Raw genomic sequence first — 24,638 nt, 5'->3', positions numbered from 1 at the left:
CCCGAACTCTGGCATAGATTTGCAGAGTAATGCAAGGGCATGCGATCAGGTCGATGGCGGCGACGACTCCCGAGGCCGCCCTCCGCCACGTGCCGGAGGTGTCAACTCGGCCGACCTGCCGGACGGTTGGGGACCGGTGAACGGCTTCGGGGTCGGTGGCGCGTGCAGCGGTCGGGCCGTCGGGTGGCCGAGGGCGTCGGGCCGTCGGGGCGGTCGAGGTCGGCGGACCTGCGGGCGGAGGATGGGCGTGGAGTGCGGAGGCCGAGAAGGGCGGGGATCCGGGACGGGCCGGGCTCCCGAGGGGAGTCCGGCCCGAACGTGCGCGTCCGTGCCTGTCCGTGATGGTTCATGCGTGTTCGTGAGGGTTCGTGCTGATGCGGGGTCAGCGGGGGAGGGTAGCCGCGCGGGTGCGCACCCAGGCCGTCCGGGAGGCGAGCACGCCGAGGCCGAGCGCGACCAGGTGCCCGGCGTCGGCCAGCTGCTGGTTCAGCGTCCAGGCGGTGGCCAGGGCCAGCGCGAGCGCCGGAAGCCCGTAGCGGCGCAGCGGGGCCGGGCCCAGGGCGAGCAGGCAGGCGCCGGTGGCGACCAGCCCGTAGCTGATGCCCACGTCCCGGGCCCGGGAGAGCGCGCCGGGAATGTGGGTGCTCAGCATCACCCACATGGCGCCCTCGGTGAGCAGGGTGGCGCCCAGGTGCCCGAAGACGAAGACGGCGGCGGCCCGGGCGGGGCCCCAGCGCCACTCGGCCAGGCCCAGCACGACGGCGACCGCCGCGATGCCGGCCCAGGCCGGTACCCCGTCGACCACCAGGCCGCTGGTGAACAGGGTCCACCACTTGCCGACCTCCATGTGGTGGACGTTGCTGCTGTTGTGCCGGACGAACCGGGCCCGCTCGGCGTGGCCCTGACTGGCGAGCCAGGACGCGGTGATGGTCAGCAGCAGGACGTACGCGGCGGTGAGCCGCGGGCGGGCGGCCGTTCCGGGCACGGATCGTGAGGGCGTGGCGGTGTCGGTCGGTGTCCTCGTCCCGAGGCGATCGCTCATCGTGCCTGGTGCCCTTGTCTGCTGTTCCCGGTGTCGGCACGCCCGGTGCGTGGCCGAGGAGGTCGTGGCCGGGAGGGTCGGAGCGCCAGCGTACGACAGTGGAGGGCGACGGCCGGGCACCGTCATCGGACGGTTGACGGCCACCGCAGGGCGCGGCCGCCCGATGCCGGGACGTGGCGGAGGTAGCGGGCGGGGCGGCGGGAGGCAGGTCACCCGGACGGGCCGCCACGGCGGCGGGCGGTGGCGGGGCGGGGGGAGGGTGAGGGAGGACTGTCGAGGAGGCGCCGATGGCCGGCAGCACCGTCCGGGGCCCAGAGGCGCACCGGCGGCCCTGGTGGGCGCGCGCCGCCCGCGCGGTGTGGGCCTACGTCCGGCGGGCCCCGGGCACCTACGCGTGGCTGGCGGTCCTGCTCGTCACCACCGAGGTGATCCGGCACGTCGACCCGCTGACCGCCGACCGCATCCTGCAGCGGCGTTCCACCAACCTGCACCACCTGCAGGTCTCGCCGGTCCGCGTCCTGGTGACCAGCGCGCTGTGGATCGCGGGCGGCGGCTGGTTCTCCTACTTCCTGCTCTACAACCTCTTCCACGTGCCTGCCGAGCGCTGGCTCGGCACGCTGCGCTGGATCTCGGTGGCGATGCTCGCGCACGTCGGCGCGACCTACCTCAGCGAGGGTGTGCTGGGCTGGGCGATCCACAACGGGCTGGCCCCGCCGCGAGCCGTCTACACCCTCGACTACGGCGTCAGCTACGCGCTCGCCGGGGTGGTCGCGGTGCTCACCTACCTGATCGTGCGGCCCTGGCGGTACCTGTACGCGGCCGGTGTGCTGGCCGTCTACGTCCTGGGCGTCCAGCAGAACCGGGACTACACCAGCATCGGCCACCTCAGCGCGGCGCTGATCGGGTTCGCCTGCTACCCGCTGACCCGGGACCGCCCGGGCGCCTTCGACCCGGTCGCCTCGGTGCGCGCGGTCCTGAGCCGGGTGCGCCGGGCGCGCGGGCGGTGACCGGAGGGTGCTCGCGGGTCTGTTCCCGCGGGCACCCTCCGGCTGCTACGGCCGGCATGGTCGTGACGGCCGTGATGGTGATGACGGCAGGGGCGGGCGCGACAGGAGTGACAGACGTGACGGACGTTCGGCATTCGGTGAAAGTCAACTGTTCGAAACTGTAAGGCTTTTACCGGGTTCTTACCGTATACCCCTACCCCCGGCCGGAGCGGCCGACCAGGCTTGCCCCCTGTTTCCGCCGAGTCGCACGACCGCGCGACCGGCCGCAGGGGAGGACCGCGACCGTGCCCACCAGGCAACGACGACGGCTGCTGCTGAGCGCCGTCATGCTCACCGTGATCGGACTGACCACCACCCAGGCGTTCGCCGCGCCGCCCGTGACCCCGGAGCCGCAACCGTGGCAGGTCCGGCACCAGGCGGACATCGGGAAGACGCACGCCCAGAAGGTGCGGAGCGCCACCGGCGCGTCGACCGCAGCGCCGTCGACCGCAGCGCCGAACCTCGGCCCGCGGGCCGAGGCGGAGGCCGGGGACGGCGGCGACGAGGCGGAGAACTCCGCCGAGGGCACCGCGCAGTACACCGAGGCCCGCACCGCGCCCGGTGTCGTCGCGCCCGGTGCCTACGGCGCGGCCTGGGCCCAGCTGCAGTCGATGCCGCACACCGGCGGCAGCTGGGACCACGTCACCGACAAACCGTACAACTCCGACGACCCGCGCTACCGCGACGTCAACTCCAACTCCAGCGGCGGCTCCGGGCTGGTGACGGGCCGGATCACCGGCGTCGCGGCCGACAAGGACGGTTACGTCTACGCGGGCGGTGCCAACGGCGGGGTGTTCCGCTCCCGCACCGGCGGCGGCCACTGGGAGCCGATCGCCGACAGGCTGCCCACGCTGTCCACCGGCACCCTGAACCTCGACGGCGGCGGCCGGCTCTGGTACGCCACCGGTGAGTCCAACACCGGCGCGACCTCGTACGTCGGCACCGGCGTGTACGTGCTCTCCGACCCCAAGCACGGGGAGTTCCAGCCGGGCAACCGGGTCGGCGGCGCGGAGCTCGAATCGACCATCATCCACGCGCTGCGCTTCGGCGGCGGCAAGGTGTGGGCGGCCACCAGCCGGGGTGTCTGGAGCCACTCGGCCACCACCCTGTCGGGCCCGTGGACGCTGGAGTTCGCGCCCAACCCGGAGTACCTGCCGGGTGGTTCGAAGGCCGGGGACCCGGCCGCGCCGTACAAGAACATCGCCAACGACATCGCGATCGACCCCAGGGACCCCACCAAGGTGGTCCTGGCGGTGGGCTGGCGCGGCGGCGACACCTACAACGGCTTCTACAGCAAGGCCGCGGACGGCACGTGGCAGCGCGTCGCCTCGCTCGGCGATCTGCCGACCGACGCGGCGAACGTCGGCAACGTGACCTTCGCCGCCTCCGCGGACGGCTCCCGCTACTACGCGATCGACCAGTCCCCGGCAGTCATGGCGAGCGACCCGGACACCGGCCTCAAGGGCATCTACGTGTCCAAGTCCGGTTCGCCGTTCGGTCCGTGGACCCAGATCGCGGACAAGGACAAGCTGAAGAACTCCGGCTCCGCGCTGCAGGACGCGGGTTACCAGCCCGGTATCCAGGCCTGGTACAACCAGTTCCTCCAGGTCGACCCGGCCAACCCGGACCACGTCTACGCCGGCCTGGAGGAGGTCTTCGAGACCACCGACAGCGGCAGCACGTGGGCCACCGTCGGGCCCTACTGGAACAACGGCTTCCCGTGCTGGAGCATCGACCCGGCCAAGCAGACCGGTGACTGCTCGCCGACCACCCACTCCGACCAGCACGCCGTCGCCTTCGGCAGCTACCAGGGCAAGTCCACCGTCTACGTCGGCAACGACGGCGGCATCTACCGGCGCCCGACCAACGGGCAGCTGGACGCGTACGGCCACGCCAAGGACTGGACGCCGCTCAACGACGGCACCATCGACACCCTGCAGTACTACTCGGTCGGCATCGGCAAGGATCCGGCGGACCGCTCGGGCCGGGGCGTCATCGTCAGCGGCGGCCTGCAGGACAACGGACAGTCGATCCTGCGCGCCCACGACAAGGTGATGGGCTCCAACTTCGGCGGTGACGGCGCCGACACCCTCGTCGACCCGAACAACGGCTGCAACATCGCCGAGGAGTACGTCTACCTCGACATGTGGGTCACCCAGAACTGCGCTGTCAACGACGGCAGCTGGACGAAGGACCCGAGCAAGGCCACCTCCTACGAGGTCGCCCCGCCGGACAAGGACACCAGCGCGGCCCGCTTCATCGCGCCGATCACCAGTGACCCGAAGGACGTCAACACCTGGATCGCCGGCGGGCAACACGTCTGGGTCCAGCACAAGGGCTACGCGATCCGCAGCGGCAGCGAGTGGACCTCCGCCTACGACCTCGGCGCCGGACACGTCGCCACCGCGGTCGCGACCGTCGACGGCACCGTGTACGCGGGCTGGTGCGGCCCGTGCAACAACGTCGGCTTCAGCCGTGGCATCGCGGTCGGCAAGACCGACGGCACCGGCTGGCACCAGCTGAACCTGCCCGTGGACGGCACCCTGCCCAATCGCTACATCTCCTCCTTCGCGGTGGACGAGAAGGACGCCCAGCACGTCCTGGTCGCGTTCAACGGCTTCTCGCGGACCTGGACCGAGGGCCCCGGCGCGGGCATCGGCCACGTCTTCGAGACCCACGACGGCGGCACCACCTGGACCGACGTCTCGGCCAACCTGCCCGACGTCCCGGCCACGTCGGTGAAGATCCTCCCCAACGGCGGCCTCGCCCTCGGCACCGACCTCGCCGCCTTCTACCGAGCGCCGGACACCACCGACTGGCGGACCCTCGGCCGCAACCTGCCCACCACCGCGGTGCAGCAGCTGAAGATCGGCCCCGACGGCAAGCTCTACGCCGCCACCTTCGGCCGCGGCATCTGGTCCTTCGACCTGCGCCGCCTCGGCCACGGCCGGTACGACGAGACGGACGACTGACCGTCGTACCGGTTCGTCGCCAAGCCGCTGTCGGCCGACCGTTGCCCCTGCTGCCCGGCCCGCTCCGCACGAGCGGGCCGGGCAGCGGCGTCGTCCGACGGGGCCCTGGCGGCATGCGCGGGGGCCGCCGGGCCGGTTCCGGCGGGTGCTGGCCTGTGGGCCGGCGGGTGTGACGGGCCGGTGGGCGGGCCCGGGGGAACCGTCCACCGGCTGAGTGGGTGGTGGGGACGGCCTACGGGCCGACGCGCTGGGACACGCAGATGATGTTGCCCTCGCTGTCCTTGAACCAGGCAGCGCGCATGCCCTCGCCTTCGGCGATGCCGTTGACGGTCTTCAGACCGGGGAAGTCGTACTCCTCGAAGGTGATGCCGCGGTCGCGGAGACCGGCCATCTCGCCGTCGAGGTCGGCGACCTTGAAGCTGGCGAGTGTGTGGGCGGCCTGTCCGCCGCTCGGTGTGCGGTAGACGCTGAACTGGGTGCCGCCGCAGTCGCAGACGAACTCCTCCTCGCTCTCATCGGTGAGCTTGAGGCCGAGGGTGTCGGTGTAGAAGGACTTGGCGCGTGCGAGATCGGCGGCGGGGATGACTGCTTGCAGTGGTGCGTCTCCAAGCATGGTGTTTTGCCTCCTCCCTGTGTTACCAGGCTAGGGACGCGGGGGCCGGGCCGCCCGGTGAGCGAGGGCCCGCTTCGGGGCGTGCGCGCGCGGTCGCCTGGAGTCACGAGTGCGCGCGGCCGAGCGCCCGCCGGTTTGGCGTCGGTGACCAGGGCCCGGCCACGCGCCAGGCGAGGACGGCGGCGAGCACCCCCGGTGCCGGTGCCCGGGTCCCGGGCGGTGGGGTGGTCGAGGGCGGCCGGTGGCAGCGGCGCCCTGGCGACGCGGCGGACGTGCTTGCCGCGGCTGGCGCGAGGGCCCGTCGTGCGGGTGGATGCGGGCGCCGGGTGCGGGGACCTCGACGCCCTGGGACCTCGACGCCCCGGGTGCGGCACTGGTGGGCGCCGATCACTCCGAGGAGTTCGCCGCCCTGAGGAGCTCGTGCAGGGACGCGATTCTGTTGTCAAGCCGGTTGTCTGCCGTGATCACGCCCTGATTCGGGGGCGCAGACGGAGGGACCGGAATGCCCGACGCAGTTGCCACGCCGCCCGCGTTGTCGGGCGATGCGTTCTTCTGGCTTCCTCGCCATCGATCGTCGGTCTCCTCGGCCCGGTTGCTGCTGCGGGACTTCCTGATCGGTGTCCCGGGGGGTCTTGAGCTCCTGCCCGGCGGTCTGCTCGTGCTCTCCGAGCTGGTGACGAACGCTGTGGTGCATGCCCGGGTATCCAAGGGGCGGCGCATCGCCATCCGCTTCGAGTCGGTCTGTGACCACGTTCGGATGGAGGTGCATGACGCGAGCAGCGAAAGGCCGGTGATCCGGCGCTCCACCTCTGTCGACCACGTGTCGGGCCGGGGGCTGTGTCTGGTGGAGGCCCTGTCTGTGGAGTGGGGCTGCCAGGCCCGGCCGGAAGGTATCGGGAAGATCGTTTGGGCTCTGGTGGGCCCGGAAAGTGGTGCGCGATGAGGCTCAGGCGGCCGTCCTCGACGGTGGGGACGCGGTGCTTCTACTGCGGTGCGGGGCTACGGAAAGCGGTGACCCGGAACATCGTCGTCAACGGTCAGGCGGTCGGTGTCCACACGTGGCACCCGCGCCGTGCGGGAGAGGTGTCGGCGTGACGGCCCTTCCCACTGATCCTGCTGCAAGCGCCCGGCCGCGTCCGGCTGACCGGTTTCCGCACCTTGCGTTCAGCCTGGGGCAGTGGCGGGTGGATGAGGCGTACTGGGCTGCAGAGCGCATCCGGGCCGGGGTGCCGTTGGTGGAGCTGGATCACGCCGAGCTGCTGTCCACCGCCGAATGCGCCCTGTCGCACGTGGACTCCCTGATCAAGTTGCTGGAGGCGGTGGAGTGCGCGTTCCCCATTGACCAGCCGGCGACGCTCGATGCGGCGATCGAACCCGTCCGCGACTACCTGACGTGGGCGCTGGACACGGACATGCCGTTCAGAGGCGGCGCGGCGGCGTTCGTCGGAGAGGTGTGGCGGATGCGTCAGCCCTCGGTGCGGGTGCGGGTGGAACTGGAAGTCGTGGAGAGAAAGCTGAACGGGCTGGCGTTCAAGCGCCGTGCGCGGAGGAAGGGGAGGTCATGACCGGCGCTGAGCACACAGCCCCGCACCGGTTTCCGGTGACGGTGGAGGTCCGGGGGGTCACGGAGCCCGCGCAGTTCTCCAAACTGTCGGACGCGCTGACCGCGCTCCTCGGCTCGCTGCGGGCACTGCCGTTGGACGCGGATCAGTGGAAGTACTTCGACGATCTGTTCGGGCCGCCGGCGGTGCCGTCGATTGAGCACCGGCTCGCGACATACGGGCAGGTGCAGGCGCTCGCGTTCGTCGGGATCACGTCGTACGTGATCAAGCTCTACCCGGCCGATCCCGGGGTGTGCCCGTGATGCGGCGGGACCCTCGGACCTGGCTGGGCAGGGTCGTGTGGTGGTGGTCGCTGCGTGGTCGGTTCTTCTGGCCGGTGCGGGCCCTCTCCCCCCGGCGGCGTGCTGCTCACCGTGCGGTGACGGCGTGGTTCGCTGAGCCTGGGTACCTCGACAGCTCTCGGGCGCGGTTGATGCGGCGGATCTGGCGGGAGCGCACCGGAGTTGACGATCCGCTGGCCGCACTGGACGAGGCGGAGCTGTTCCGGCGGATCTTCGGTCACGACCCCGAAGAGAGCGAGGCTGCCCGGTAGGGCCCCTGACCTGATCAGGGACAACTGAAGACGTGTCGGACCACCCCGTGACCTTGGCGGGAGCAGGGTGGTCCGGTGGGTCGGAACCCGGTGCCGATGGTATCGGGCTCCTCGGTACGTGTGCGCACGGATGGCCGGTTCGGTTGTTGATCAGGGGAGTTGAGAGACTGTTGTACGAGGACGACGATCAGCGTGTCCGGCGAACCGTCCGGCGTCGTCGAGGGCGTGCGGGTGTACGCCGACGGCTTCGCCCTGCACGTCTGGCGCGGTATGCCCGTCCCGCCGGAGTTCCTGGCCGGGCTGGCCGAGGTGACCGTCGAACGGATCCGCACCGAGGAGAACGCCGAGCTGCGCCGCGTCCTGCTGGAGCACTACGGCTACGACCGCTACCTGGAGGACTCCGGCGCCGAGCCCCTGCACCGCGACGAGACCGGTGTGCTCTGGCGGATCGTCCTGCCCGAGGACGAGCCGGTGGTGATGGTCGAGGTCGTCAACTCCACTCCCGAGCCGGACGGCACGTTCCGCACCTACTGGCTGCGCGTCCCCCCGAGCACCCGCACCGCCCGCGCCGGGGTCGCCTGGACCTTCGGCATGCCCGAGAGCGCCTACCACCCGCAGCGCGAGACCTGAGCGGGCCCGGTCCCCGGTCCCCGGAGCAGGCCGCTGAGCTGCGCGTGTTGACCCTCACCCCACGTCAGGTCGCACGGTGAGCACAGCGGACGGCCGGACACACGGACACACGGACACACGGGAGGGACTCATGAGCTGCTGGTCGGTGGGACAGGTCTCGGGATTCGCCGGGGTCACCATCCGGACCCTGCACCACTACGACCGGTCCGGGCTGCTGTCGCCCAGCGAACGCAGTCCGGCCGGCTACCGGCTCTACAACGGCGCGGACCTCGCCAGGCTGCAGCAGATCCTCTTCTACCGGGAGCTCGGGTTCCCGCTCGACGAGATCGCCGAGATCCTGGCCGACCCGCAGGCCAACGCCCTGGACCACCTGCTGGCCCGACGGCAGGCCCTCACCGAGCAGATCGCCCGGCTGCAGAAGCTCGTCGACGTCGCCGAGCGGGCCATCGAGGTCCAGCGCACGGGGCTCGAACTCGGCCCGGAGGAGCGCTTCGAGGTCTTCGGCGACGTCGTCTTCGACCTCAGCTACGCCGCTGACGCCCACCTCAAGTGGGGCGAGCGGGAGAGCCACCAGGAAGCCCTGGCCCGCGCCGCCGCCCACTCGAAGGAGGACTGGCGGCAGTTGATGGCGGAGGCCGCCGCCTGGCGCGGCCGGCTGCTGGCGGCCTTCGACGAGGGTCTACCGGCGGACCACGAGGCTGTGCTGGACCTCGCCGAGGAGCACCGGCAGCACATCACCCGGTGGTTCACGCCCTGCCCGCCCGAGATGCACTGCCGGATCGCCGACGACTACGAGGCGGACGCCCGTGCCTTCGCGCTCGTCGTACCGGCAGCCGAGCAGCGCCCGGAGCTGCCCGGGTACCTCCGCACCGCCATCGGCCGCAACGCCGAGCGGCACGGCACGGGCGACCGGGAGGCGACCCGATGAGGATCCTCCTGATGACCGCCGGTTCCCACGGTGACGTCGCGCCCTACACCGGACTCGGGGCGCGGCTGCGCGGCGAGGGGCACCACGTCGCGCTCGTCGCGCCGGAGGCGTTCCGCGAACTGGCGGCCGGCAGTGGCCTGGAGTTCCGGTCGCTCCCGGTCGACCCTCGCGGGACGTCCGCGCCCGCCGGTTCGCGCGGCGGCCGCTCCGAACTGCTCACGCGGGCGGCCGAGTTCATCGACCGACTCGGTGACGGGCTCGCCGACGCCGCCGCGCCCGGTGCCGACGTGCTGCTGCTGAGCGTCACCACCGCTCCGTTGGGCTGGCACCTCGCCGAGGCAATGGACCTGCCGTGTCTCGGGGTCTACCTCCAACCCACCCTGCCGACCCGGGAGTTCCCGCCGGTCGTCGGGGGCGGTCGCTCGCTGGGGAGCTGGGGCAACCGTGCCGCGGGGGCGCTCGGCCAGCAGGTCGTCGACCGCCTGCACACCGCGGCCGCGCGCCGGCTGCGGTCCCGGCTGGGCTTTCCGGCGGTCTCCCAGGGCGCGCGTCGGCGAGCGGTGGAGCGGGCGGGCTGGCCGGTGTTGCACGGATTCAGTCGCGCCCTCGTGCCACGACCGGAGGACTGGCGGGAGGGACTGCGGGTGGTCGGCAACTGGTGGCCGTACGTCGCGGCGGACTACCGGCTCCCGGCCGAGGTCGAGGACTTCCTGCGGGCCGGGCCGCCGCCGGTGTTCATCGGGTTCGGCAGCATGGCGGAGGGGCAGGGCGCGCGGCTCGGTGTCCTTGCCGTGGAGGCGCTGCGGCAGGCGGGACTGCGGGGCGTGCTGCAGGCGGGTCGGGCGGGGACGGTCGGAGAGGGGAGTGACGTGCTGAGCATCGGCGAGGTGTCGCACGCCCACCTCTTCCCGCACCTGGCGGCTGTCGTGCACCATGCCGGAGCCGGTACGGCGGCCGCGACGCTCCGGGCCGGAGTCCCGAGCGTTCCGGTCCCGGTGATGGCGGACCAGCCCTTCTGGGCCGACCGGCTCGCCCGGATCGGTGCCGCCACCGCTCCGCTCCGCTTCGCCGATCTCACCACTGCCCGGCTGGCGGAGGCCGTTCGGCAGGCGGTGGAGGACCGGTCCCTGCGCACGCGGGCACGGGCGGCGGCGCGCGCGATGGCTGAGGAGGACGGTGCGGCGCGGGTTGCGGAGGCGGTGGCGGCGTTGGGAGGTGGCCGGTAGGTCGCTGCCCTGCGGCGGCGGGGAGGAATCGGTGCGCGACGGAGGCGACGGCACGAGGGAGGTGATGGCGCCGGAGAGCGTGAGTGGCAACGCTGGGGACCGAAGGTCGGGGCGGAGTACGAGCAGGGCGCATGGGCGCATGGCCGTCAGGCCGTCAGGCCGTCAAGGCATCCGGGCGTTCGGGCGTACGGGCGATCAGGACGGGCTGGAAGAACCCGGTATCGGCGGGTGCCTTCCATTCCGCCCCGATGAAGCCCGCCGCCGTGGCGAAGGCACTCGACTGCGCTTGGGTGAGGGCCCAGTAGGTGGACCGGTGGACGTCGACACGCCACTGTCCGGCGTGGTCGGACAGCAACTGGAACAGCTCCAGGTCGTACCGCTCGCCGTCCTCGTGCCACTGCCAGAGCTGGAAGACGACGGACCGCTGTCCCTCCCGCTCGGCGGTCTGCGGCGCGGTGGAGGACGGCCGGCCGCGGCGCAGCTCGTCGTACGGGCGGGTGGTGAGCAGCAGCAGGCCACCGGGGCGCAGGACGCGGCGCATCTCACCGAGCGCGGCCAGGACGTCCTCCGGGGTGAGCAGGTGGGGCAACGCGTTGTCCGCGCAGACCACGACGTCGAAGCTGCCGTCGGGGAAGGGGAGGTGCCGCATGTCGGCGGCGGCGGTGGGGAGTTCCAGCCCGCGCCGGACGGCCTCCGCGGCGGCGCGGCCGGCGGCCACCGGGCTGAGGTCCGTCCCGGTGACCCGGTGCCCGCGGCCGGCGAGACCGATCGCCTGGGTGCCGATGCCGCAGGCGCAGTCCAGGACCTCGGCGGCGCGGTCCCCGAGCCGGTCGCGGACCAGGGCGTCCAACGCGGTGCCCTGACGGATGACGGAGGCGTCCCAGTCGGCGTAGAGGAGGTGGTAGCCGGGCGCGAAGTCGTCGTACAAGCGGGCGACGGGGGATGTGGTCATGGCACCATCCTCGCGGGGCCGTCGGCGCGGTGCAGCGGTTTTCGCAGGCGCCGGGCGCCGGGATCACCCGGGGGCGGGCGGGGACGGGCCGAGCAGGAGGAACGGATGGAAGCCGGGCAGGACCGGTCGGCCGGCCCGGTGGAGCAGCCGGTGGTGCTGCCCGAGGGCTCCTGGTGGGACTGGGACGTCTTCTCCTGGCGCCCGGGCGAGTTGCGCCTGGCCGCCGGGTACGACCTCTCCTACCACCACGGGCTGGAGCTGGTCTTCGCCGATCCGCTCTACGTGCGCTGCCCGGCAGGCTTCCAGGACCCGGTGTTCCGCGCTCCCGCGCCCGAGGAACGCCGGCTCGTCGAGCGGCAGTGCGGCGAACCACCGGGTGTGCTGGTCGCCTTCGAGGCGGACGGCGGTGGCGCGGAGCCGGTGTCCGGGCTGATCGCCGCCGGGAGTCTGGAGGTACGGGTCGGGCTGGTCCTGCGCTACGGACGCGGCGCGGAGCCTGACGGCCGTCCGCCCGGCCAGAAGTCCGACGGCCGTCGGCCCGGCCAGCAGCCCGACGGCCGTCCGCCCGGCTCGTGCCACACGGACCCTGCCGGCCACTCGCGCGGTCAGGAATCCGGTGGCCGGACGGCACCGCCACCGGGATGATGCGGGCATGCGCACCTTCGAAGAGCTGATCGCCGAGGCCGGGACCGTGTCCGTGGACGGCTGGGACTTCTCCTGGCTGGACGGCCGGGCCACCGAGGAACGCCCGTCCTGGGGCTACCAGCGGCTGCTGTCCGGACGCCTGGGTGAGGCGTCGGCGGCCCTGGACATCCAGACCGGCGGTGGCGAGGTGCTGGCCGGGGCCCTGCGGCTCGCCGGGCCGCAGGGCCGGATCCCGGCCGTCCTCGCGGCGACCGAGTCCTGGCCGCCGAACCTCGCCCGGGCCACCCGGCTGCTGCACCCGCTGGGCGCGCTGGTGGTCGCGGATCAGGACGAACCTCCGCTGCCCTTCGCCGACGGGGCCTTCGACCTGGTCAGCAGCCGGCACCCGGTGCGGGCCTGGTGGGCGGAGATCGCCCGGGTGCTGCGGCCCGGCGGCAGCTACTTCGCCCAGCACGTGGGTCCGGCGTCCGTCTTCGAGCTGGTCGAGTACTTCCTCGGGCCGCAGCCGGAGGCGCGCGAGGGCCGCCGGCCCGAGGTCGAGAGCGAGGAGGCGCGGGCTGCCGGACTGGAGGTGGTGGACCTGCGGTCCGAGCGGCTGAGGATGGAGTTCCGCGACATCGGCGCGGTGGTGTACTTCCTGCGCAAGGTGATCTGGATGGTGCCCGGTTTCACCGTGGCCGGCCACCTCGACCGGCTGCGCGAACTGGACGCCCGGATCCGCTCCGAGGGGCCGTTCGTCGCTCACTCGGCGCGTTTCCTGATCGAGGCGCGCAAGTAGATCGACCGATCCGGTGTCCGCACCGTACAGATATGGAAGGGTTGAGGAAAGCCCGGAAGGTCCGGCTGGCCGTCCCTGCTGAGAGCACCGTTTGATCCAGGAGACGGCCCGATATCGCTCTGAACTGGACGGATGCCTCGTGCAGTCGTGCGTTTAGAGCTCTTCGACAGGTGCCGAGCGGCCGACTCCAGTCGGCACGAGAGGGCTCATGGGCCTCCAGTCAGGGGGCTCCTCGTCGAGTGGGGGCTCCGCGAGTGGTCGAGTCTCACGTCTGTGCTCGTTGGACAGGGTTTGCTCGTACCTATGCTGACCTTCTGCTGACCGCGCCTGATGGCTCATCAGGCATATGTTGCGGCCACAGTGAAGCGCCTGACGGCAGTGACCGCCCCTCGTATCCTGCGAGGGGCCTGGCGGCTCCGCAGGCGGACGAAGGCCCAGCACGGGGTCGACCGATCCAGGAACAGTTCGGTCGTGGCCGATCACGCTCGCCGGTCACGAACGCAGCTGCTCGACCAGCGAGGTGAAGAGCCGCAGGTTCGGGAACATCCGAACCGGGTCGCCGGACAGCCCCGCGCGCCTGCCGGCGACCTCGACGCTGACGAGTCCCTGCCTCGTGCCGACACCCTTCACCTGGGACCAGGTGACTCGCCTGCCGCCCGCATCGATGCCGTTACGGCTCAGCCGGAAGCAGCCGAACGGCAGCGTCTTTCCTGCCCGGAGCGCGGTGATCGCGTCCGTCAGCTGTGCGTCGGCCACGGCCTGCTGGATCCGCGGGCCCCACTCCTCGGCGTTCGGGAACCCTTCGCGGACGGTCACCTCCCGGCCGTCGCCATCACGCAGCGTGTAGGCGTGCTTGATGCGAGTGCTCCGGCCGAAGGTGTGGTAGCGGCCGATGTTCTGGTGCACCGTCATGGCGTCCCAGCGCAGCGCCCGCAGCCTCCCCCCTGCGGCGACGACCAGGCCGTGCTCGTACAAATGGAGGCCGGCGTCCTTCCGGGTTCTCCTGATGCGATTCTCGCGTACGACCCGGGAGACCACGAGGACCGTGATCGGCGCGATGCAGAAGACGCCGAGGGCCGGGGACGTGGGGGCGAGGGCGATGCCGGCGGACACCAGGAGGGCGAAGGAGACGGACAGGACGATGCGGTCCGACCGATGGGCGGCTGGTGAGGGCGGAATCGGAACGTAGGTCGCACGGTGGCTGCCCAGTTGTCGCTGCGCGGCCGCCTCGACGACTTGATTCGGCAGCGGGCCGTCATCAGGCCCGGTGGTGTGGTCCATCTGAACCTCCGGCTTTGATCGGGCGAGCACTTGTTCCGCGCTGAATTAGGGGGTGGACACGGTCCGAGTTGACCACGGCGTAGGTGGTCGAAGGCGGTCGTTGATGCGGGCTCGACGGCGTCGGGCACGGCTCCGACGCCTTCCTGGCACCCTTTCGAGCACTGCTGTCAGCGGGGGAGGGCCGGGCCCGCCCAGTACACCACCTCCTGGTGAACCGGCCGGAAGCCAGCCGCTGCGGCCAGCGCGCGGCTGGCGTGGTTGCTCCCGGGGGCCGACCAGGTCGCGGTCAAACCCTGTGCGTGGGCGGCGGTGGTCGCGGCGTGGACGCAGGCGAGCGCGAGGTCGAGCCGGCGGAAGGCCGGGTCCGTGGCCACGGCGATGTCGAGGTGGTCGCGTCCGACGAGGTAGCCGCAGGCGAGGGAGGCGAGGTAGGGCCCGAGGAACGCGCCCCAGGCGAAGCCGCTGCTCGCGAGCGCGCGATGGCCGCCCCAGGTCGCGGCGGCCCAGTGCGGGTCGTCCGGGCGCTGTCCCGGGGAGGTGGCTCGTCGGGCGAGCCGGTCGAGCGCGGCCTCATCACCGGCGTTCAGCGGGCGGACCCACGCGGCCGTGTTGCGCGGCACCGGTCGGGGCCGTTCCGTGTGGACGTGCAGCACGCGCACCCACGGGGTGAGGTGGGTGAAGGTGCGTCCCAGCAGCGGCAGGAACCGGTCCGGGGCGTGGAACTGGCCTCTCCCGAAGCGGGCCAGGACATCCGGTCCAGGTGGTCCGGATCCCCGTGCAGCAGCCGTTCGGGTCCGCAGTGCACCAGCAGTGCCCGGGCCGCCTCCGGGTCGTCCGCCCACCAGCCGCCGTGGGCGCTCCGGGTGACGTGGGCGGGTAGGACGCGTGCGCCGGGCCGTTCGGGGGAGAACCAGTCGGTGGCGGGGAGGGTGTTGACGAGCATCCCTCCAGTACGGCGTACCGCGACCGCCTGGCGTCGCCCCGTTGACGGAAGCCTGGCGGTGGTGGGGCGCCTTCTGACGAATCCTTGGCGATGTCGCGAGGGGATGGTCCGCAACTGCTCGCAGCGCTGGTGTGGTTGACACCTCCGGCAGGACGGGATGCGCCTGCGTCGTCAAGGAGTCGTCGGCGGGGCGTCAGGGGTTCGTCAGGGAGAGTGAACCGGCTTGCCCCGGGGCGGCGGGGAGGGCTTTGATGGGGGACATGCACCGCTCGACACGCCACCACGACCGCCCGCCGCATAGCCGGCCGCGGATCGTCGCTGTCGCGGTCGCCACCGCCGTCCGGTAGGACCGAGCCGCTACCCCGCTCGGCGCCGGCCGTGGGCACGGATCCGGTGGCTTCCACCGGTCCCGTGCTGATCACCGCCGCCCGTCCCTCGGCTCCAACCGGCTCCGAGGGCCCGGGGACGGGCGCGCGTTCGTTCCTCGCACCACACCCCTTTCGCACCGGCGGCCCCGGAGGCGCACGGCTTCGTGCCACGCCGCCTTCGCACCCCGCCGGTGCCTTTCCACCCTTGGATGGGTCATGTCCGACGCTGTTCTGTCCGCCCGCACCGCCCTCGTCACCGGCGCCTCCTCCGGGATCGGCTGGGAGACCGCCCGGCTGCTCGCCGGGCACGGCGCGACCGTGCTGGTGCACGCCCGCACCACCGCCGAGACCGAGGCGGCCGTCGAGCGGCTGGTCGACGCGGGTGTCCGACGGGACCGACTCGTCGAGCTGGCAGCCGACTTCACGAGGCTGTCCGAGGTCGCGGTGCTCGCCGGCACGGTCGTCAAGCACTACCCGGCCCTCGACCTGCTGGTGAACAACGCCGCCGCGATGGCGCCCGAGCGCTGCACCCTCACCGACGACGGCAACGAGGTCTCGCTGCAGGTCAACTTCCTCGCCGCGCACCTGCTGGCGAAACTGCTGCGCGCCCCGCTCTCGGCGGCCGGCGACGCCCGGATCGTCAACGTGTCCTCGTCCCTGCACCGGACCGCCTCGATGAACTGGTCGGATCCGCACCGGGTGAAGAAGTACTCGCGGGTCGCCGCGTACGCACAGTCGCAGCTCGCCCTCACCATGGCGACCGCCGACATGGCCCCGACCGGCTCCGGGATCACCGCCGTCAGCGTCAACCCCGGCCTGTGCGACACCGCGCTGCTGCCGCTGTACGGGCGGGTCGGCGCGCCGGCCGCCGACGGTGCGGCCGAGGTCGTCCGGCTTTGCCTGCCGGAGACGGTCGTCACCAACGGCGCTTACTTCGACGGCGGCACCATCGCGCCCACCGCGCAGGCCGCTCAGGAGGAACGCTCGCTCAAGCGCCTGGCCAAGCTGGCCGACCAGCTGGTCGGCCGGGCCGCCTGAACCGTACGACCCGAGAGACCGGAGGACCCGCGATGTCCAAGCGCGCCCGCAAGAAGAAGGCCCGCCGGAAGAAGAAGGCGAACCACGGCCGCAAGCCCGGGCAGTAACCCGCTGGCCCACCCGGTGCCGTGTGCCGCCGGCACCGGGTGCACTCCCTCGGCCCCTGAGGCCCGTCGTCCGGGTGTGCGGACGGTGGGCCTCAGGGGTTGTGGCATGTCCGGTCGCGGAAGCTCGAACCGACACGGGCCGTCCGCGCCACCTGCTGGCGGAACCCGGGGCCGGCTGCCGGTTCCGGCCCTGACCCGGCTGAAATCCGGAACGCCGAAACTCACGTTCCGTGTCGGGGCTCATCTCTTTCGGCCCAAGGCTCCTGTGAGTATCAACGGCCCTTCTGCGCAAAGGCGTTCAACAGAATTCGCGCCCTCTTGACACCTCTCGCATGGATCGCGTCAGGATTACCTGCGGAATCTCGGAATCGACCTTCTGCACTGTCATCGTGCTTTCCGATCGGATCCGTTCGGGTCCGAATGCGAAGGAGAGCACGAGTTGTCGAGGATCAGGTTGGCGGCGGTGGCCGCGGGCCTCAGCACCCTGGCCGTCGCGGGTCTGGCCGGGCCGGCGGCGGCCGACGGGAGTTACGACCCGGGCAAGGAGAACTGCAACGCCGCGAACGTGGTGACGCCGGGTTCCACCGCCCTGGTGTGGTGCATCCAGCAGGCGCAACAGAGCGGTGAGGCCAAGCGGAAGGCGCGCGAGGACTTCGTCAAAGGGCTGCTCGACCTGCTGGTGAAGCAGACGAACGGCTACTACAACGTGATGATCTTCGACATCAGGGGCAACAACGCCTTCGGGGATCCGTGGTACGTCCACAACTACGAGGAGCACCTGGAGGATGTCGACTTCACGTACGACGTCACCTACCGCCACCAGACCTCGCGGGAGGACCAGACCTACCGGATCTGGATCTTCCACGGTGGCGGCATGTTCGCCAACGGATTCGACGGCGGCTGGGGGAACTGGGCGTTCTACGGCCTGTTCGACCGGACCAGCCGCGAGCACAACTGGGCCTATCCGCCGGGCACCAGCCGCCCCGGCCAGCGGTACAACCACACCGATGCCGTAGTGAACTTCCGGCGGACGCTTACCAGTGCCGTCCCGTCCGGCACGCCGGCCCAGCCTGGCCAGATCGCCTCGCCGTTCGTGCCCACCGTTCCCGCTGTCCCCAGGGGCGGGGAGCCCGCCACGCCGGGCGTGCCGATACAGCCAGGCAAGCCTGCCCACCCCGGCAAGCCCGGCGGGCCTGCCAAGCCAGGCAGGCCGTCCGGCTCGGGCCGCCCGCCGCAGGACACCCCGGTGTACCTGCGGACGGTCAACGGCCTCGGCGCCGTCGCCACCGACGACGCCCCGGGCTCGACGGTGATCGCCGACAAGCTCGGCGGCGCCGGCTCCCGCTGGACGTTCAAGGATGCCGGTGGCGGCCGCTACCGGATCACCAACGGCCTCGGCCCGGAGCTCACCGAGAACACCAACACCTACTTCGCCGACGTCAACGGCTGGAAGGGAAGCTCGGAGCAGAGGTGGGAGGTCCTCAGCATCACGGGTGACGCGTACCGGATCAGGATCAGCGACCAGGACTGCCTGACCTACCACGCGGACCGGAAGACGCTCGGCGTGTGGACCTGCGACGGGTCCGCCGAGCAGCAGTGGCCGATCACCCGCTGAGGCACCGCCAATGCTGCGTCAAGACGGTCGTCGAAGGCATCAAGGACGCGTCAGGAGCGACGGACGGATGTTCGACCGCATCTAGCGTGAGCTGCGAGGAAACGGTTCGCTGCCCGGGCGTGGGGCCTGGCGGCGAACCGTTTGCCGAACCCCGACCCCCGGCGGGTTCCTCCGGGACAGGTTCGGCGGCCAGTGAGAAACAGGGGAGGGGGCGCGCGGCGATGCCAACGGGAACGTCGAGCGGTACGGCTGTCATGGGGACAACGCTCGCGTCGGAGACGGCGCGACAGGAGACGGCCGTACCGCTCCCCGTGCCGCGCGCCCCCCGGAACAGGCTCGGAGACTCCTGGCGCAGCCGGGCGTGGTGGAACACCCCGCGCCTGGTGCGCGGGCTCACCGGCCTCTGCCTGGTGGCGCTGCGTTCCGCGGGCACGGCGACCGGTGCCGTTCCGGGCGGGGCCCGGGAGCGAACGGACGTCATCGGTCACGAGGCCGCCCCGCAGGTGGTGCGTTCGGCGGACCTGTACTTCGCGCTCAACGACATGGACGCCCAGGCCGCGAACCTGCTGCTGTTCGGCGCCGATCCGGACTACGCCGCGCTGCGCAAGGAGACCCTGGACACCTACGAACAGCGGCGCACCCGGGCCGACACCGACCTGCAGCGCGTCACGGAAGCGGTGGCGGGCGATGCGGCCGGGCAGCGGGCCGTGCAGACCGTCATCGGTGAACTCGGCCGCTACAAAGCCCTGGTGGCCCGCGCCCAGCTGCTGGAGGAGCAGGCCCACGCCGCGGCTGGCCGGCCCTCGGCGGACGCCCTGGCGGTGGCGCTCGCCCTGACCGTGCTGGGCGTGCGGCCGCGCCTGCGCGAGTTCGCCTGACCGGGCCGTGGGAAGCCGCAGAGCGGGGCCGTGGCCCGAGGCCGGGCTCCATGGCCGTCCAGGGAAGCCCGGGTCGTTTCCGCGTCCGGGAGCGGCGTGAGTGACCTACAGTGCTGATCGCAGTGCGCAGTTGCGTATGCAGTGCGTCGCATGGGCCTGCGGCCAGCGGATGACCGGACGATCGGAGGACCACTATGCGCCCGCGGTGGGTGTACGGGCTGATCAGTGCGGTCTGCACCGTGCTGTTCGTGGCCTCTGCCGTCGTGGGCGGCATCGCCGACGAGCGCCGGATCGGATGGCTGTCCACGGTCTGCGTCTATCCCGCCGGATTCTCGCTCGGGATCGGTCTGATCATGTTCGGCAGGGCCGCCCTGCCGGACGGATGGCTGCGCCGGCAGATGTTCCGCTTCCCGCCGTCGGCGGACCACGGCGAGTAGAGCGCCTGCCCCGGGCGGGGACTGAGGCGATCGGCGGTGGACCGGGCTTCAGGTCCGGTCCGGCCGCGCCAACGAGAACTCGCAGTCGGATTCCGTCTGCCCCTGGAGGAAGACCAGGCGCACGGTGAGCGGGCCGGTCTTCGCATCGATCGCCGGCTGCCCGGGGGTGGAACCGTCCGTCCGCAGACCGTCGGCGCTCAGCCCGTGGGCACCGCCGTAGTCGGTGTACTGGTTGCCGAGGTCGTCGGCGGCCTCCAGCCAGAGGATCACCATCGACCTGCCCGATGGGCCGTTCGTGTTCGGCCCACTGCCTCCGGACCCGGTATCCCCGTGGGCTGGTCAGGGCTCGTAGCGGTAGCCCATGCCGGCCTCGGTGATGAGGTGGCGGGGGTGAGCGGGGTCGGGTTCGAGCTTGCGGCGCAGGCCCGCAACATAGACGCGCAGGTAGTGGCGCTGCTTCTCGGCGGTGGGGCCCCAGACTTCTTGCAGGATCTGTCGGCCGGACACCAGGTGGCCCGGGTTGGCCAGCAGGAGTGTGAGGATCTTCCACTCGATGGGGGTGAGCCGGACGGGCCCGTCCGGTCCGGCGGCGGTGGTGGTGTCCGTGTCGATCTCGTACTCGCCGATCCTGGGGTTCTGTTCGCGTACGAGGTGGAGCGGTCTTCGCAGGGCGGCCCGCAGGCGGGCGAACAGCTCGTTGGGGTCGAACGGTTTGGTGACGTAGTCGTCGGCGCCGGAGTCGAGGGCGCGGATCGTCTCCTCGGGGTCGGTGCGGCCGGACAGGACGATGATCGGCGCGTCGAGGTGGGCGCGCAGGCTGCGGAGGACGTCGATGCCGTCGAGGTCGGGCAGGCCGAGGTCGAGGAGGACGGCGTCGGGCGTTTCGTTCTCGGCCACGTCGAGGGCCTCCCGGCCGCTGCTCGCGGTGAGGACCGCGTACTGGCGGGCGCGGAGGTTGAGCTGCAGGGTCCGCAGCAGCAGGGGATCGTCGTCGACCAGGAGAATTCGGCTCACTGCTCCTCCTCGACCTGTGTGGCTGCGGGCAGGGTGAGCAGCATGGTGGTGCCGCCGCCGGGGGTGTCCTCGACCTCCAGGGTGCCGCCCATGGCTTCGGCGAGGCCGCGGGAGAGGGCGAGGCCGAGGCCGACGCCGGTGGTGTTGTCGGTGTCGCCGAGGCGTTGGAAGGGCAGGAAGACCCGGTCGCGGTCCTCGGGGGCGATGCCGGGGCCGCGGTCGACGACACGGATCTCGACCTGGTCGGCGTGGTGGCTGGCGGTGACCAGGACGGGCGCGCCGGGGGCGTTGTGCCGCAGTGCGTTGGCGATGAGGTTGGCCAGGACGCGTTCCAGCAGGGGCGGGTCGGCGAGCACCGGCGGGGCGGTGTCCAGGTCGAGGGGCTGGACGGCGGCGTCCGGGTCGGCGAGGGAGTCCATGGCTCGGGGCAGTACTTCGTCGAGCTGGGCGGCCTCCAGGTGGAGGGTGAGGGCGCCGGCCTGGAGGCGGCTCATGTCGAGGAGGTTGTCGACCAGTGCGGTGAGCTTGAGCAGTGACTCGTTGGCCATGGTGAGCAGTTCGTCGCGGTCGGCGGGGGCGAACTCCACGTCCGCGCTGAGCAGCGAGCCGACGGCGGCGAGGGCGGCGGCGAGCGGGGTGCGCAGGTCGTGGCTGACGGCGGCGAGCAGGGCGGTGCGCATCTTGTCGGCGGCCTTGATCGGTTCGACCTCGGCGGCGGCGGTGGCGAGGCGGTCGCGTTCCAGCGCGGCGGCGATGTGTGCGGTGAAGGCGGTCAGCACGCGCTGGTCGGCGGCGGACAGCCGGCGGCCGGCCAGGATCAGCAGCGCGTCCGGTCCGGCCGGCAGTTCGGTGACCGTACGGTCCGCGGCCGGGTCGCCGTCGGAGTCTCCCCCAGACTCCGTCCGGGGGGACCCCCATCGGGCGATGGTGCCGCCGTCGCGATCCAGCAGGGCGACGGAGTCCAGGCCGAAGGCGGTGCGGGTCTTGTCCAGCAGGGCGGGCAGGGCGTCGGCGCCGCGCAGCACGCTGCCGGCCAGGGTGGAGAGGGTCTCGGCCTCGGCGGTAGCGCGGGCGGCCCGGGTGGTGAGCCTGGCGGCGTGGTCGACGACGGTGGAGACGATGAGCGCGACGACCGCGAACACCACCAGGGCGATGAAGTTGTTGGTCTCGTCGATGGTGAAGGTGTGGACGGGCGGGATGAAGAAGTAGTTGAGCAGCAGCGACGCCACCAGCGAGGCCAGCAGTGCCGAGGTCGCGCCGCCGAGCAAGGCGACGGCCACGACGCCGAGTTGGAAGATCAGCGCGTCCGTCGTGAGGTTGACCGAGTGATGGAACTGGGACAGTACGGCTGTCAGCAGCGCGGGCACCACCAGGCCGGCGGCGAAGCCGGCGATGGTGCGGCGCTTGGAGTGGCGGCGGCCGAGCGATGGCAGTCGGCCGCGGCCGGTGAACTCGTGGGTGACCATGTGGACGTCGATGTCCTCGGACGCGTCGATGGTCGTCTGGCCGTTTCCGGGGCCGGTGAGGAAACGGTTGATCCGGCCGCGGCGGCTGGTCCCGAGCACCAGCTGGGTGGCGTTGTGAGCGCGGGCGAAGGCCAGTAGCGCGGTGGGCACGTCGTCGCCGACGACCACGTGGTAGCTGCCGCCCAGGTCCTCCACCAACTGCCGCTGTTGGGCGAGCGCGCCGGGCGAGGCGCCGGCGAGGCCGTCGCTGCGGGTGATGTGGACGGCGAGCAGTTCGCCGCCGGCGGTGCGGTCGGCGATCCGGGCGGCGCGGCGGATGATCGTTTCGCCTTCGGGGCCGCCGGTGAGGGCGACCACGACGCGTTCGCGGGTCTCCCAGACCCGGTCGATGTTGTGAGTCGCGCGGTAGTCGCGCAGTCCTTCGTCGACCCGTCCGGCGACCCAGAGCAGGGCGAGTTCGCGCAGGGCGGTGAGGTTGCCGACCCGGAAGTAGTTGGACAGGGCCGCGTCGACCTTCTCGGCCTTGTAGACGTTGCCGTGGGCCATGCGGCGGCGCAGCGCCTGCGGGGCCATGTCGACGAGTTCGATCTGGTCGGCCCGGCGGACGACCTCGTCCGGGACGGTCTCGCGCTGCGGGATACCGGTGATCTTCCGGACGACGTCGTTGAGTGATTCCAGGTGCTGGATGTTGACGGTGGTGATGACGTCGATGCCGGCGGCGAGCAGTTCCTCGATGTCCTGCCAGCGCTTGGCGTTGCGGCCGCCGGGGATGTTGGTGTGGGCGAGTTCGTCGACCAGGACGACGGAGGGGCGGCGGGCCAGCACGGCGTCGAGGTCCATCTCCTCGAACTCGGCGTCGCGGTAGGAGCGGTGGACGCGGGGGACGATGTCAAGTCCGTCGAGCATCCCTGCGGTGTGCTTGCGCCCGTGGGTCTCGATGAAGCCGACGACCACGTCCGCGCCGCGATCCCGCCGGCGGTGGGCCTCGTCCAGCATCCGGTACGTCTTGCCGACGCCGGGGGCCGATCCGAGGTAGACCCGCAGCCGTCCGCGGCGATGAACGGTGCCGGGAATGAGGTCAGGGGACATGGGTGCTGCGCTTTCTGACGAAGGGCGGCCGGTACGAAGGGGTGTCCGGGAAAGGCGGACCGTGGAGTGTGGTCCGCTGGGACGGCGCGCAACGCGGGTGACCGACCCGGGCACGCAGGTGGTCCTGCGCGCTCGGGCCGGTCTGGATCCTCAGGTCGCCGCGGCGATCACTTCGTCTCGCTCACGGCCTTGTTGAGCAGGACGACGTTGACGCCCTCCTGGCCGAGGAAGCCGAGCGAGCGGCCCTCGGTGTACTTGTCGATGAGCTGGTTCAGCGTGTCGGCCGGCAGGTTGCGTTCCTTGGCGACCCGGTTGACCTGCTCCTTGGCGTAGGCCACGGAGATGTGCGGGTCGAGGCCGGAGGCGGAGGCGGTCAGCGCGTCGGCCGGGACGCTCGCCGGGTCGACGCCGTCGAAGGCGGCGACGGCGGCGCGGCGGTCGTTGACGGCCTTCAGCAGGTCGTCGCTGTTCGGGCCGAGGTTGCTGGCGCCCGAGTTGTCGCCGGCGTAGTTGTTGGCGGACGGCCGGGGCTGGAACCACTTCGGGTCCGGCTGAGCCTCCTCCTTCGGGTCGTCCGGGTTTTTCTTCGGCAGGTTGTAGTTCTGGCCGAGCAGGCTGGACCCGACCGCCTTGCCGTCGGACTTCACGATCGAGCCGTTGGCCTTGTCGCTGAACACGGCCTGGCTGATGCCGGTGATCAGCAGCGGATAGGCGATGCCGCACAGGACGGTCATCACCAGCAGCGCCCGCAGCGCGGTGAGGTGGGTGCGCACGATGGTGGGCATGGTTCTCGTTCTCTCAGCTCAGACCGGGGATGAACTGGACGATCAGGTCGATCAGCTTGATGCCGACGAACGGCACCACCAGACCGCCGACGCCGTAGACCCCGATGTTGCGGGCCAGCAGCGAACTCGCGTCGGAGGGCCGGTACTTGACGCCGCGCAGGGCGAGCGGGATCAGGCCGATGATGACCAGGGCGTTGAAGATGATCGCCGAGGTGATCGCGGACTGGGGGCTGTGCAGGCCCATGATGTTCAGGTGCTTCAGGCCCGGGTAGACCCCGGCGAACATCGCGGGGATGATCGCGAAGTACTTGGCCACGTCGTTCGAGATCGAGAACGTGGTCAGCGCGCCACGGGTGATCAGCAGCTGCTTGCCGATCTCCACGATCTCGATCAGCTTGGTCGGGTTGGAGTCCAGGTCGACCATGTTGCCGGCCTCCTTGGCCGCCATGGTCCCGGTGTTCATCGCGACGCCGACGTCGGCCTGGGCGAGCGCGGGGGCGTCGTTGGTGCCGTCGCCGGTCATCGCGACCAGCTTCCCGCCCTCCTGCTCCTTCTTGATCAGGGCCATCTTGTCCTCGGGGGTGGCCTCGGCGAGGAAGTCGTCGACGCCGGCCTCCTCCGCGATCGCCTT

23 protein-coding genes and 1 pseudogene are annotated in these 24,638 nt (G+C 71.7%); 14 read left to right on the top strand and 10 right to left on the bottom strand.

Annotated elements, in window-relative coordinates; genetic code table 11:
- Nucleotides 1-382 precede the first annotated feature (382 nt).
- Entirely contained in the window at nucleotides 383-1,042 is a 660-nt protein-coding gene (locus AB0D10_RS18665; protein ID WP_360257358.1) for a rhomboid-like protein, read from the bottom strand.
- Nucleotides 1,043-1,329: 287 nt separating this feature from the next.
- Between AB0D10_RS18665 and AB0D10_RS18660 the strand changes: the two genes are divergently transcribed.
- Together AB0D10_RS18660 and AB0D10_RS18655 are read left to right on the top strand one after the other, a co-directional pair.
- Nucleotides 1,330-2,049: a rhomboid-like protein gene (locus tag AB0D10_RS18660; protein WP_360257356.1), complete on the top strand. Its 720-nt coding sequence runs from the start codon at nucleotides 1,330-1,332 to the stop codon at nucleotides 2,047-2,049.
- A gap of 326 nt (nucleotides 2,050-2,375) precedes the next feature.
- A complete protein-coding gene (locus tag AB0D10_RS18655) occupies nucleotides 2,376-5,060 on the top strand; it encodes a glycosyl hydrolase (RefSeq protein WP_360257647.1) in 2,685 nt (894 codons plus the stop codon).
- Nucleotides 5,061-5,292: 232 nt separating this feature from the next.
- Here the strand turns inward: AB0D10_RS18655 and AB0D10_RS18650 are convergent, their stop codons facing one another.
- On the bottom strand, nucleotides 5,293-5,673 hold the full coding sequence (locus tag AB0D10_RS18650; protein ID WP_360257354.1) for a VOC family protein: 381 nt from the start codon (nucleotides 5,671-5,673) through the stop codon (nucleotides 5,293-5,295).
- Nucleotides 5,674-6,175: 502 nt separating this feature from the next.
- On the opposite strand from AB0D10_RS18650, the gene AB0D10_RS18645 reads away from it, so the two are divergent.
- The 6 genes and pseudogenes from AB0D10_RS18645 to AB0D10_RS18620 all read left to right on the top strand — a co-directional run bounded on the left by AB0D10_RS18645 (nucleotide 6,176) and on the right by AB0D10_RS18620 (nucleotide 10,611).
- Nucleotides 6,176-6,616, top strand: coding sequence for an ATP-binding protein (locus tag AB0D10_RS18645; RefSeq protein ID WP_360257351.1), 441 nt, complete (start codon nucleotides 6,176-6,178; stop codon nucleotides 6,614-6,616).
- A gap of 148 nt (nucleotides 6,617-6,764) precedes the next feature.
- Complete coding sequence (locus tag AB0D10_RS18640) at nucleotides 6,765-7,238, top strand: hypothetical protein (protein ID WP_360257349.1); 474 nt, start codon at nucleotides 6,765-6,767, stop codon at nucleotides 7,236-7,238.
- Nucleotides 7,235-7,537, top strand: coding sequence for a hypothetical protein (locus AB0D10_RS18635; protein ID WP_360257347.1), 303 nt, complete (start codon nucleotides 7,235-7,237; stop codon nucleotides 7,535-7,537). The genes AB0D10_RS18640 and AB0D10_RS18635 overlap by 4 nt, the downstream gene beginning before the upstream one ends.
- Before the next feature lie 524 nt (nucleotides 7,538-8,061).
- Nucleotides 8,062-8,457: pseudogene (locus AB0D10_RS18630) on the top strand (DUF6745 domain-containing protein); the annotation flags it as partial.
- A 130-nt stretch (nucleotides 8,458-8,587) separates the two neighbouring features.
- Nucleotides 8,588-9,385 carry a MerR family transcriptional regulator gene (locus AB0D10_RS18625; RefSeq protein WP_360257345.1) on the top strand — a complete coding sequence of 266 codons (798 nt, stop codon included), beginning with the start codon at nucleotides 8,588-8,590 and terminating at the stop codon, nucleotides 9,383-9,385.
- Complete coding sequence (locus AB0D10_RS18620; RefSeq protein WP_360257343.1) at nucleotides 9,382-10,611, top strand: glycosyltransferase; 1,230 nt, start codon at nucleotides 9,382-9,384, stop codon at nucleotides 10,609-10,611. Before AB0D10_RS18625 ends, AB0D10_RS18620 begins: the two co-directional genes overlap by 4 nt.
- Nucleotides 10,612-10,765: 154 nt before the next feature.
- Here the strand turns inward: AB0D10_RS18620 and AB0D10_RS18615 are convergent, their stop codons facing one another.
- Nucleotides 10,766-11,563, bottom strand: coding sequence for a class I SAM-dependent methyltransferase (locus AB0D10_RS18615; protein WP_360257341.1), 798 nt, complete (start codon nucleotides 11,561-11,563; stop codon nucleotides 10,766-10,768).
- A 105-nt stretch (nucleotides 11,564-11,668) separates the two neighbouring features.
- On the opposite strand from AB0D10_RS18615, the gene AB0D10_RS18610 reads away from it, so the two are divergent.
- Together AB0D10_RS18610 and AB0D10_RS18605 are read left to right on the top strand one after the other, a co-directional pair.
- A complete protein-coding gene (locus tag AB0D10_RS18610) occupies nucleotides 11,669-12,208 on the top strand; it encodes a hypothetical protein (protein ID WP_360257338.1) in 540 nt (179 codons plus the stop codon).
- Nucleotides 12,209-12,215: 7 nt separating this feature from the next.
- Nucleotides 12,216-12,986, top strand: coding sequence for a class I SAM-dependent methyltransferase (locus AB0D10_RS18605; protein WP_360257337.1), 771 nt, complete (start codon nucleotides 12,216-12,218; stop codon nucleotides 12,984-12,986).
- 492 nt (nucleotides 12,987-13,478) lie between these two features.
- Here AB0D10_RS18605 and AB0D10_RS18600 read toward each other — a convergent pair whose 3' ends face one another.
- Nucleotides 13,479-14,267, bottom strand: a complete 789-nt coding sequence (locus AB0D10_RS18600) for a DUF6585 family protein (RefSeq protein ID WP_360257335.1) — start codon at nucleotides 14,265-14,267, stop codon at nucleotides 13,479-13,481.
- Nucleotides 14,268-14,434: 167 nt separating this feature from the next.
- Complete coding sequence (locus AB0D10_RS18595) at nucleotides 14,435-14,887, bottom strand: GNAT family N-acetyltransferase (RefSeq protein WP_360257333.1); 453 nt, start codon at nucleotides 14,885-14,887, stop codon at nucleotides 14,435-14,437.
- A 907-nt stretch (nucleotides 14,888-15,794) separates the two neighbouring features.
- Between AB0D10_RS18595 and AB0D10_RS18590 the strand changes: the two genes are divergently transcribed.
- The 4 genes from AB0D10_RS18590 (at nucleotide 15,795) to AB0D10_RS18575 (ending at nucleotide 19,653) form a co-directional block, all read left to right on the top strand.
- Complete coding sequence (locus AB0D10_RS18590) at nucleotides 15,795-16,616, top strand: SDR family NAD(P)-dependent oxidoreductase (RefSeq protein ID WP_360257331.1); 822 nt, start codon at nucleotides 15,795-15,797, stop codon at nucleotides 16,614-16,616.
- A 546-nt stretch (nucleotides 16,617-17,162) separates the two neighbouring features.
- The gene (locus tag AB0D10_RS18585; protein WP_360257329.1) at nucleotides 17,163-18,338 is read left to right on the top strand and encodes a hypothetical protein; all 1,176 of its coding nucleotides are present in this window, start codon (nucleotides 17,163-17,165) and stop codon (nucleotides 18,336-18,338) included.
- Between the two features lie 254 nt (nucleotides 18,339-18,592).
- Nucleotides 18,593-19,216 carry a hypothetical protein gene (locus AB0D10_RS18580; RefSeq protein ID WP_360257327.1) on the top strand — a complete coding sequence of 208 codons (624 nt, stop codon included), beginning with the start codon at nucleotides 18,593-18,595 and terminating at the stop codon, nucleotides 19,214-19,216.
- A 194-nt stretch (nucleotides 19,217-19,410) separates the two neighbouring features.
- Nucleotides 19,411-19,653 (top strand): hypothetical protein, encoded by a 243-nt coding sequence (locus AB0D10_RS18575; protein WP_360257325.1) that lies wholly within the window; start codon nucleotides 19,411-19,413, stop codon nucleotides 19,651-19,653.
- A gap of 48 nt (nucleotides 19,654-19,701) precedes the next feature.
- On the opposite strand, the gene AB0D10_RS18570 is transcribed toward AB0D10_RS18575, so the two are convergent.
- The 5 genes from AB0D10_RS18570 to AB0D10_RS18550 all read right to left on the bottom strand — a co-directional run.
- Complete coding sequence (locus tag AB0D10_RS18570; protein ID WP_360257323.1) at nucleotides 19,702-19,926, bottom strand: hypothetical protein; 225 nt, start codon at nucleotides 19,924-19,926, stop codon at nucleotides 19,702-19,704.
- Between the two features lie 66 nt (nucleotides 19,927-19,992).
- Nucleotides 19,993-20,667, bottom strand: coding sequence for a response regulator transcription factor (locus tag AB0D10_RS18565; protein ID WP_360257321.1), 675 nt, complete (start codon nucleotides 20,665-20,667; stop codon nucleotides 19,993-19,995).
- Nucleotides 20,664-23,222 carry a sensor histidine kinase KdpD gene (locus AB0D10_RS18560; protein ID WP_360257319.1) on the bottom strand — a complete coding sequence of 853 codons (2,559 nt, stop codon included), beginning with the start codon at nucleotides 23,220-23,222 and terminating at the stop codon, nucleotides 20,664-20,666. The genes AB0D10_RS18565 and AB0D10_RS18560 overlap by 4 nt, the downstream gene beginning before the upstream one ends.
- A gap of 167 nt (nucleotides 23,223-23,389) precedes the next feature.
- Nucleotides 23,390-24,007 carry a potassium-transporting ATPase subunit KdpC gene (gene kdpC / locus AB0D10_RS18555; RefSeq protein ID WP_360257317.1) on the bottom strand — a complete coding sequence of 206 codons (618 nt, stop codon included), beginning with the start codon at nucleotides 24,005-24,007 and terminating at the stop codon, nucleotides 23,390-23,392.
- Between the two features lie 13 nt (nucleotides 24,008-24,020).
- Nucleotides 24,021-24,638: HAD-IC family P-type ATPase (locus AB0D10_RS18550; protein ID WP_360257314.1), on the bottom strand; the 618-nt coding region annotated here is incomplete at its 5' end.

Source organism: Kitasatospora sp. NPDC048545, assembly GCF_040651155.1.
Taxonomy (GTDB): domain Bacteria; phylum Actinomycetota; class Actinomycetes; order Streptomycetales; family Streptomycetaceae; genus Kitasatospora.
Note: the sequence above shows the minus strand (reverse complement) of the source record. Positions and strands in the feature narration are given on the sequence as shown.

What these genes read in the sequence shown, in the direction of transcription:
- AB0D10_RS18665 (WP_360257358.1), bottom strand. Translation starts at nt 1,042, where the DNA reads ATGAGCGATCGCCTCGGGACGAGGACACCGACCGACACCGCCACGCCC.
- AB0D10_RS18660 (WP_360257356.1), top strand. Translation starts at nt 1,330, where the DNA reads ATGGCCGGCAGCACCGTCCGGGGCCCAGAGGCGCACCGGCGGCCCTGG.
- AB0D10_RS18655 (WP_360257647.1), top strand. Translation starts at nt 2,376, where the DNA reads ATGCTCACCGTGATCGGACTGACCACCACCCAGGCGTTCGCCGCGCCG.
- AB0D10_RS18650 (WP_360257354.1), bottom strand. Translation starts at nt 5,673, where the DNA reads ATGCTTGGAGACGCACCACTGCAAGCAGTCATCCCCGCCGCCGATCTC.
- AB0D10_RS18645 (WP_360257351.1), top strand. Translation starts at nt 6,176, where the DNA reads ATGCCCGACGCAGTTGCCACGCCGCCCGCGTTGTCGGGCGATGCGTTC.
- AB0D10_RS18635 (WP_360257347.1), top strand. Translation starts at nt 7,235, where the DNA reads ATGACCGGCGCTGAGCACACAGCCCCGCACCGGTTTCCGGTGACGGTG.
- AB0D10_RS18625 (WP_360257345.1), top strand. Translation starts at nt 8,588, where the DNA reads ATGAGCTGCTGGTCGGTGGGACAGGTCTCGGGATTCGCCGGGGTCACC.
- AB0D10_RS18620 (WP_360257343.1), top strand. Translation starts at nt 9,382, where the DNA reads ATGAGGATCCTCCTGATGACCGCCGGTTCCCACGGTGACGTCGCGCCC.
- AB0D10_RS18615 (WP_360257341.1), bottom strand. Translation starts at nt 11,563, where the DNA reads ATGACCACATCCCCCGTCGCCCGCTTGTACGACGACTTCGCGCCCGGC.
- AB0D10_RS18610 (WP_360257338.1), top strand. Translation starts at nt 11,669, where the DNA reads ATGGAAGCCGGGCAGGACCGGTCGGCCGGCCCGGTGGAGCAGCCGGTG.
- AB0D10_RS18605 (WP_360257337.1), top strand. Translation starts at nt 12,216, where the DNA reads ATGCGCACCTTCGAAGAGCTGATCGCCGAGGCCGGGACCGTGTCCGTG.
- AB0D10_RS18600 (WP_360257335.1), bottom strand. Translation starts at nt 14,267, where the DNA reads ATGGACCACACCACCGGGCCTGATGACGGCCCGCTGCCGAATCAAGTC.
- AB0D10_RS18590 (WP_360257331.1), top strand. Translation starts at nt 15,795, where the DNA reads ATGTCCGACGCTGTTCTGTCCGCCCGCACCGCCCTCGTCACCGGCGCC.
- AB0D10_RS18580 (WP_360257327.1), top strand. Translation starts at nt 18,593, where the DNA reads ATGGGGACAACGCTCGCGTCGGAGACGGCGCGACAGGAGACGGCCGTA.
- AB0D10_RS18575 (WP_360257325.1), top strand. Translation starts at nt 19,411, where the DNA reads ATGCGCCCGCGGTGGGTGTACGGGCTGATCAGTGCGGTCTGCACCGTG.
- AB0D10_RS18570 (WP_360257323.1), bottom strand. Translation starts at nt 19,926, where the DNA reads ATGGTGATCCTCTGGCTGGAGGCCGCCGACGACCTCGGCAACCAGTAC.
- AB0D10_RS18560 (WP_360257319.1), bottom strand. Translation starts at nt 23,222, where the DNA reads ATGTCCCCTGACCTCATTCCCGGCACCGTTCATCGCCGCGGACGGCTG.
- kdpC (WP_360257317.1), bottom strand. Translation starts at nt 24,007, where the DNA reads ATGCCCACCATCGTGCGCACCCACCTCACCGCGCTGCGGGCGCTGCTG.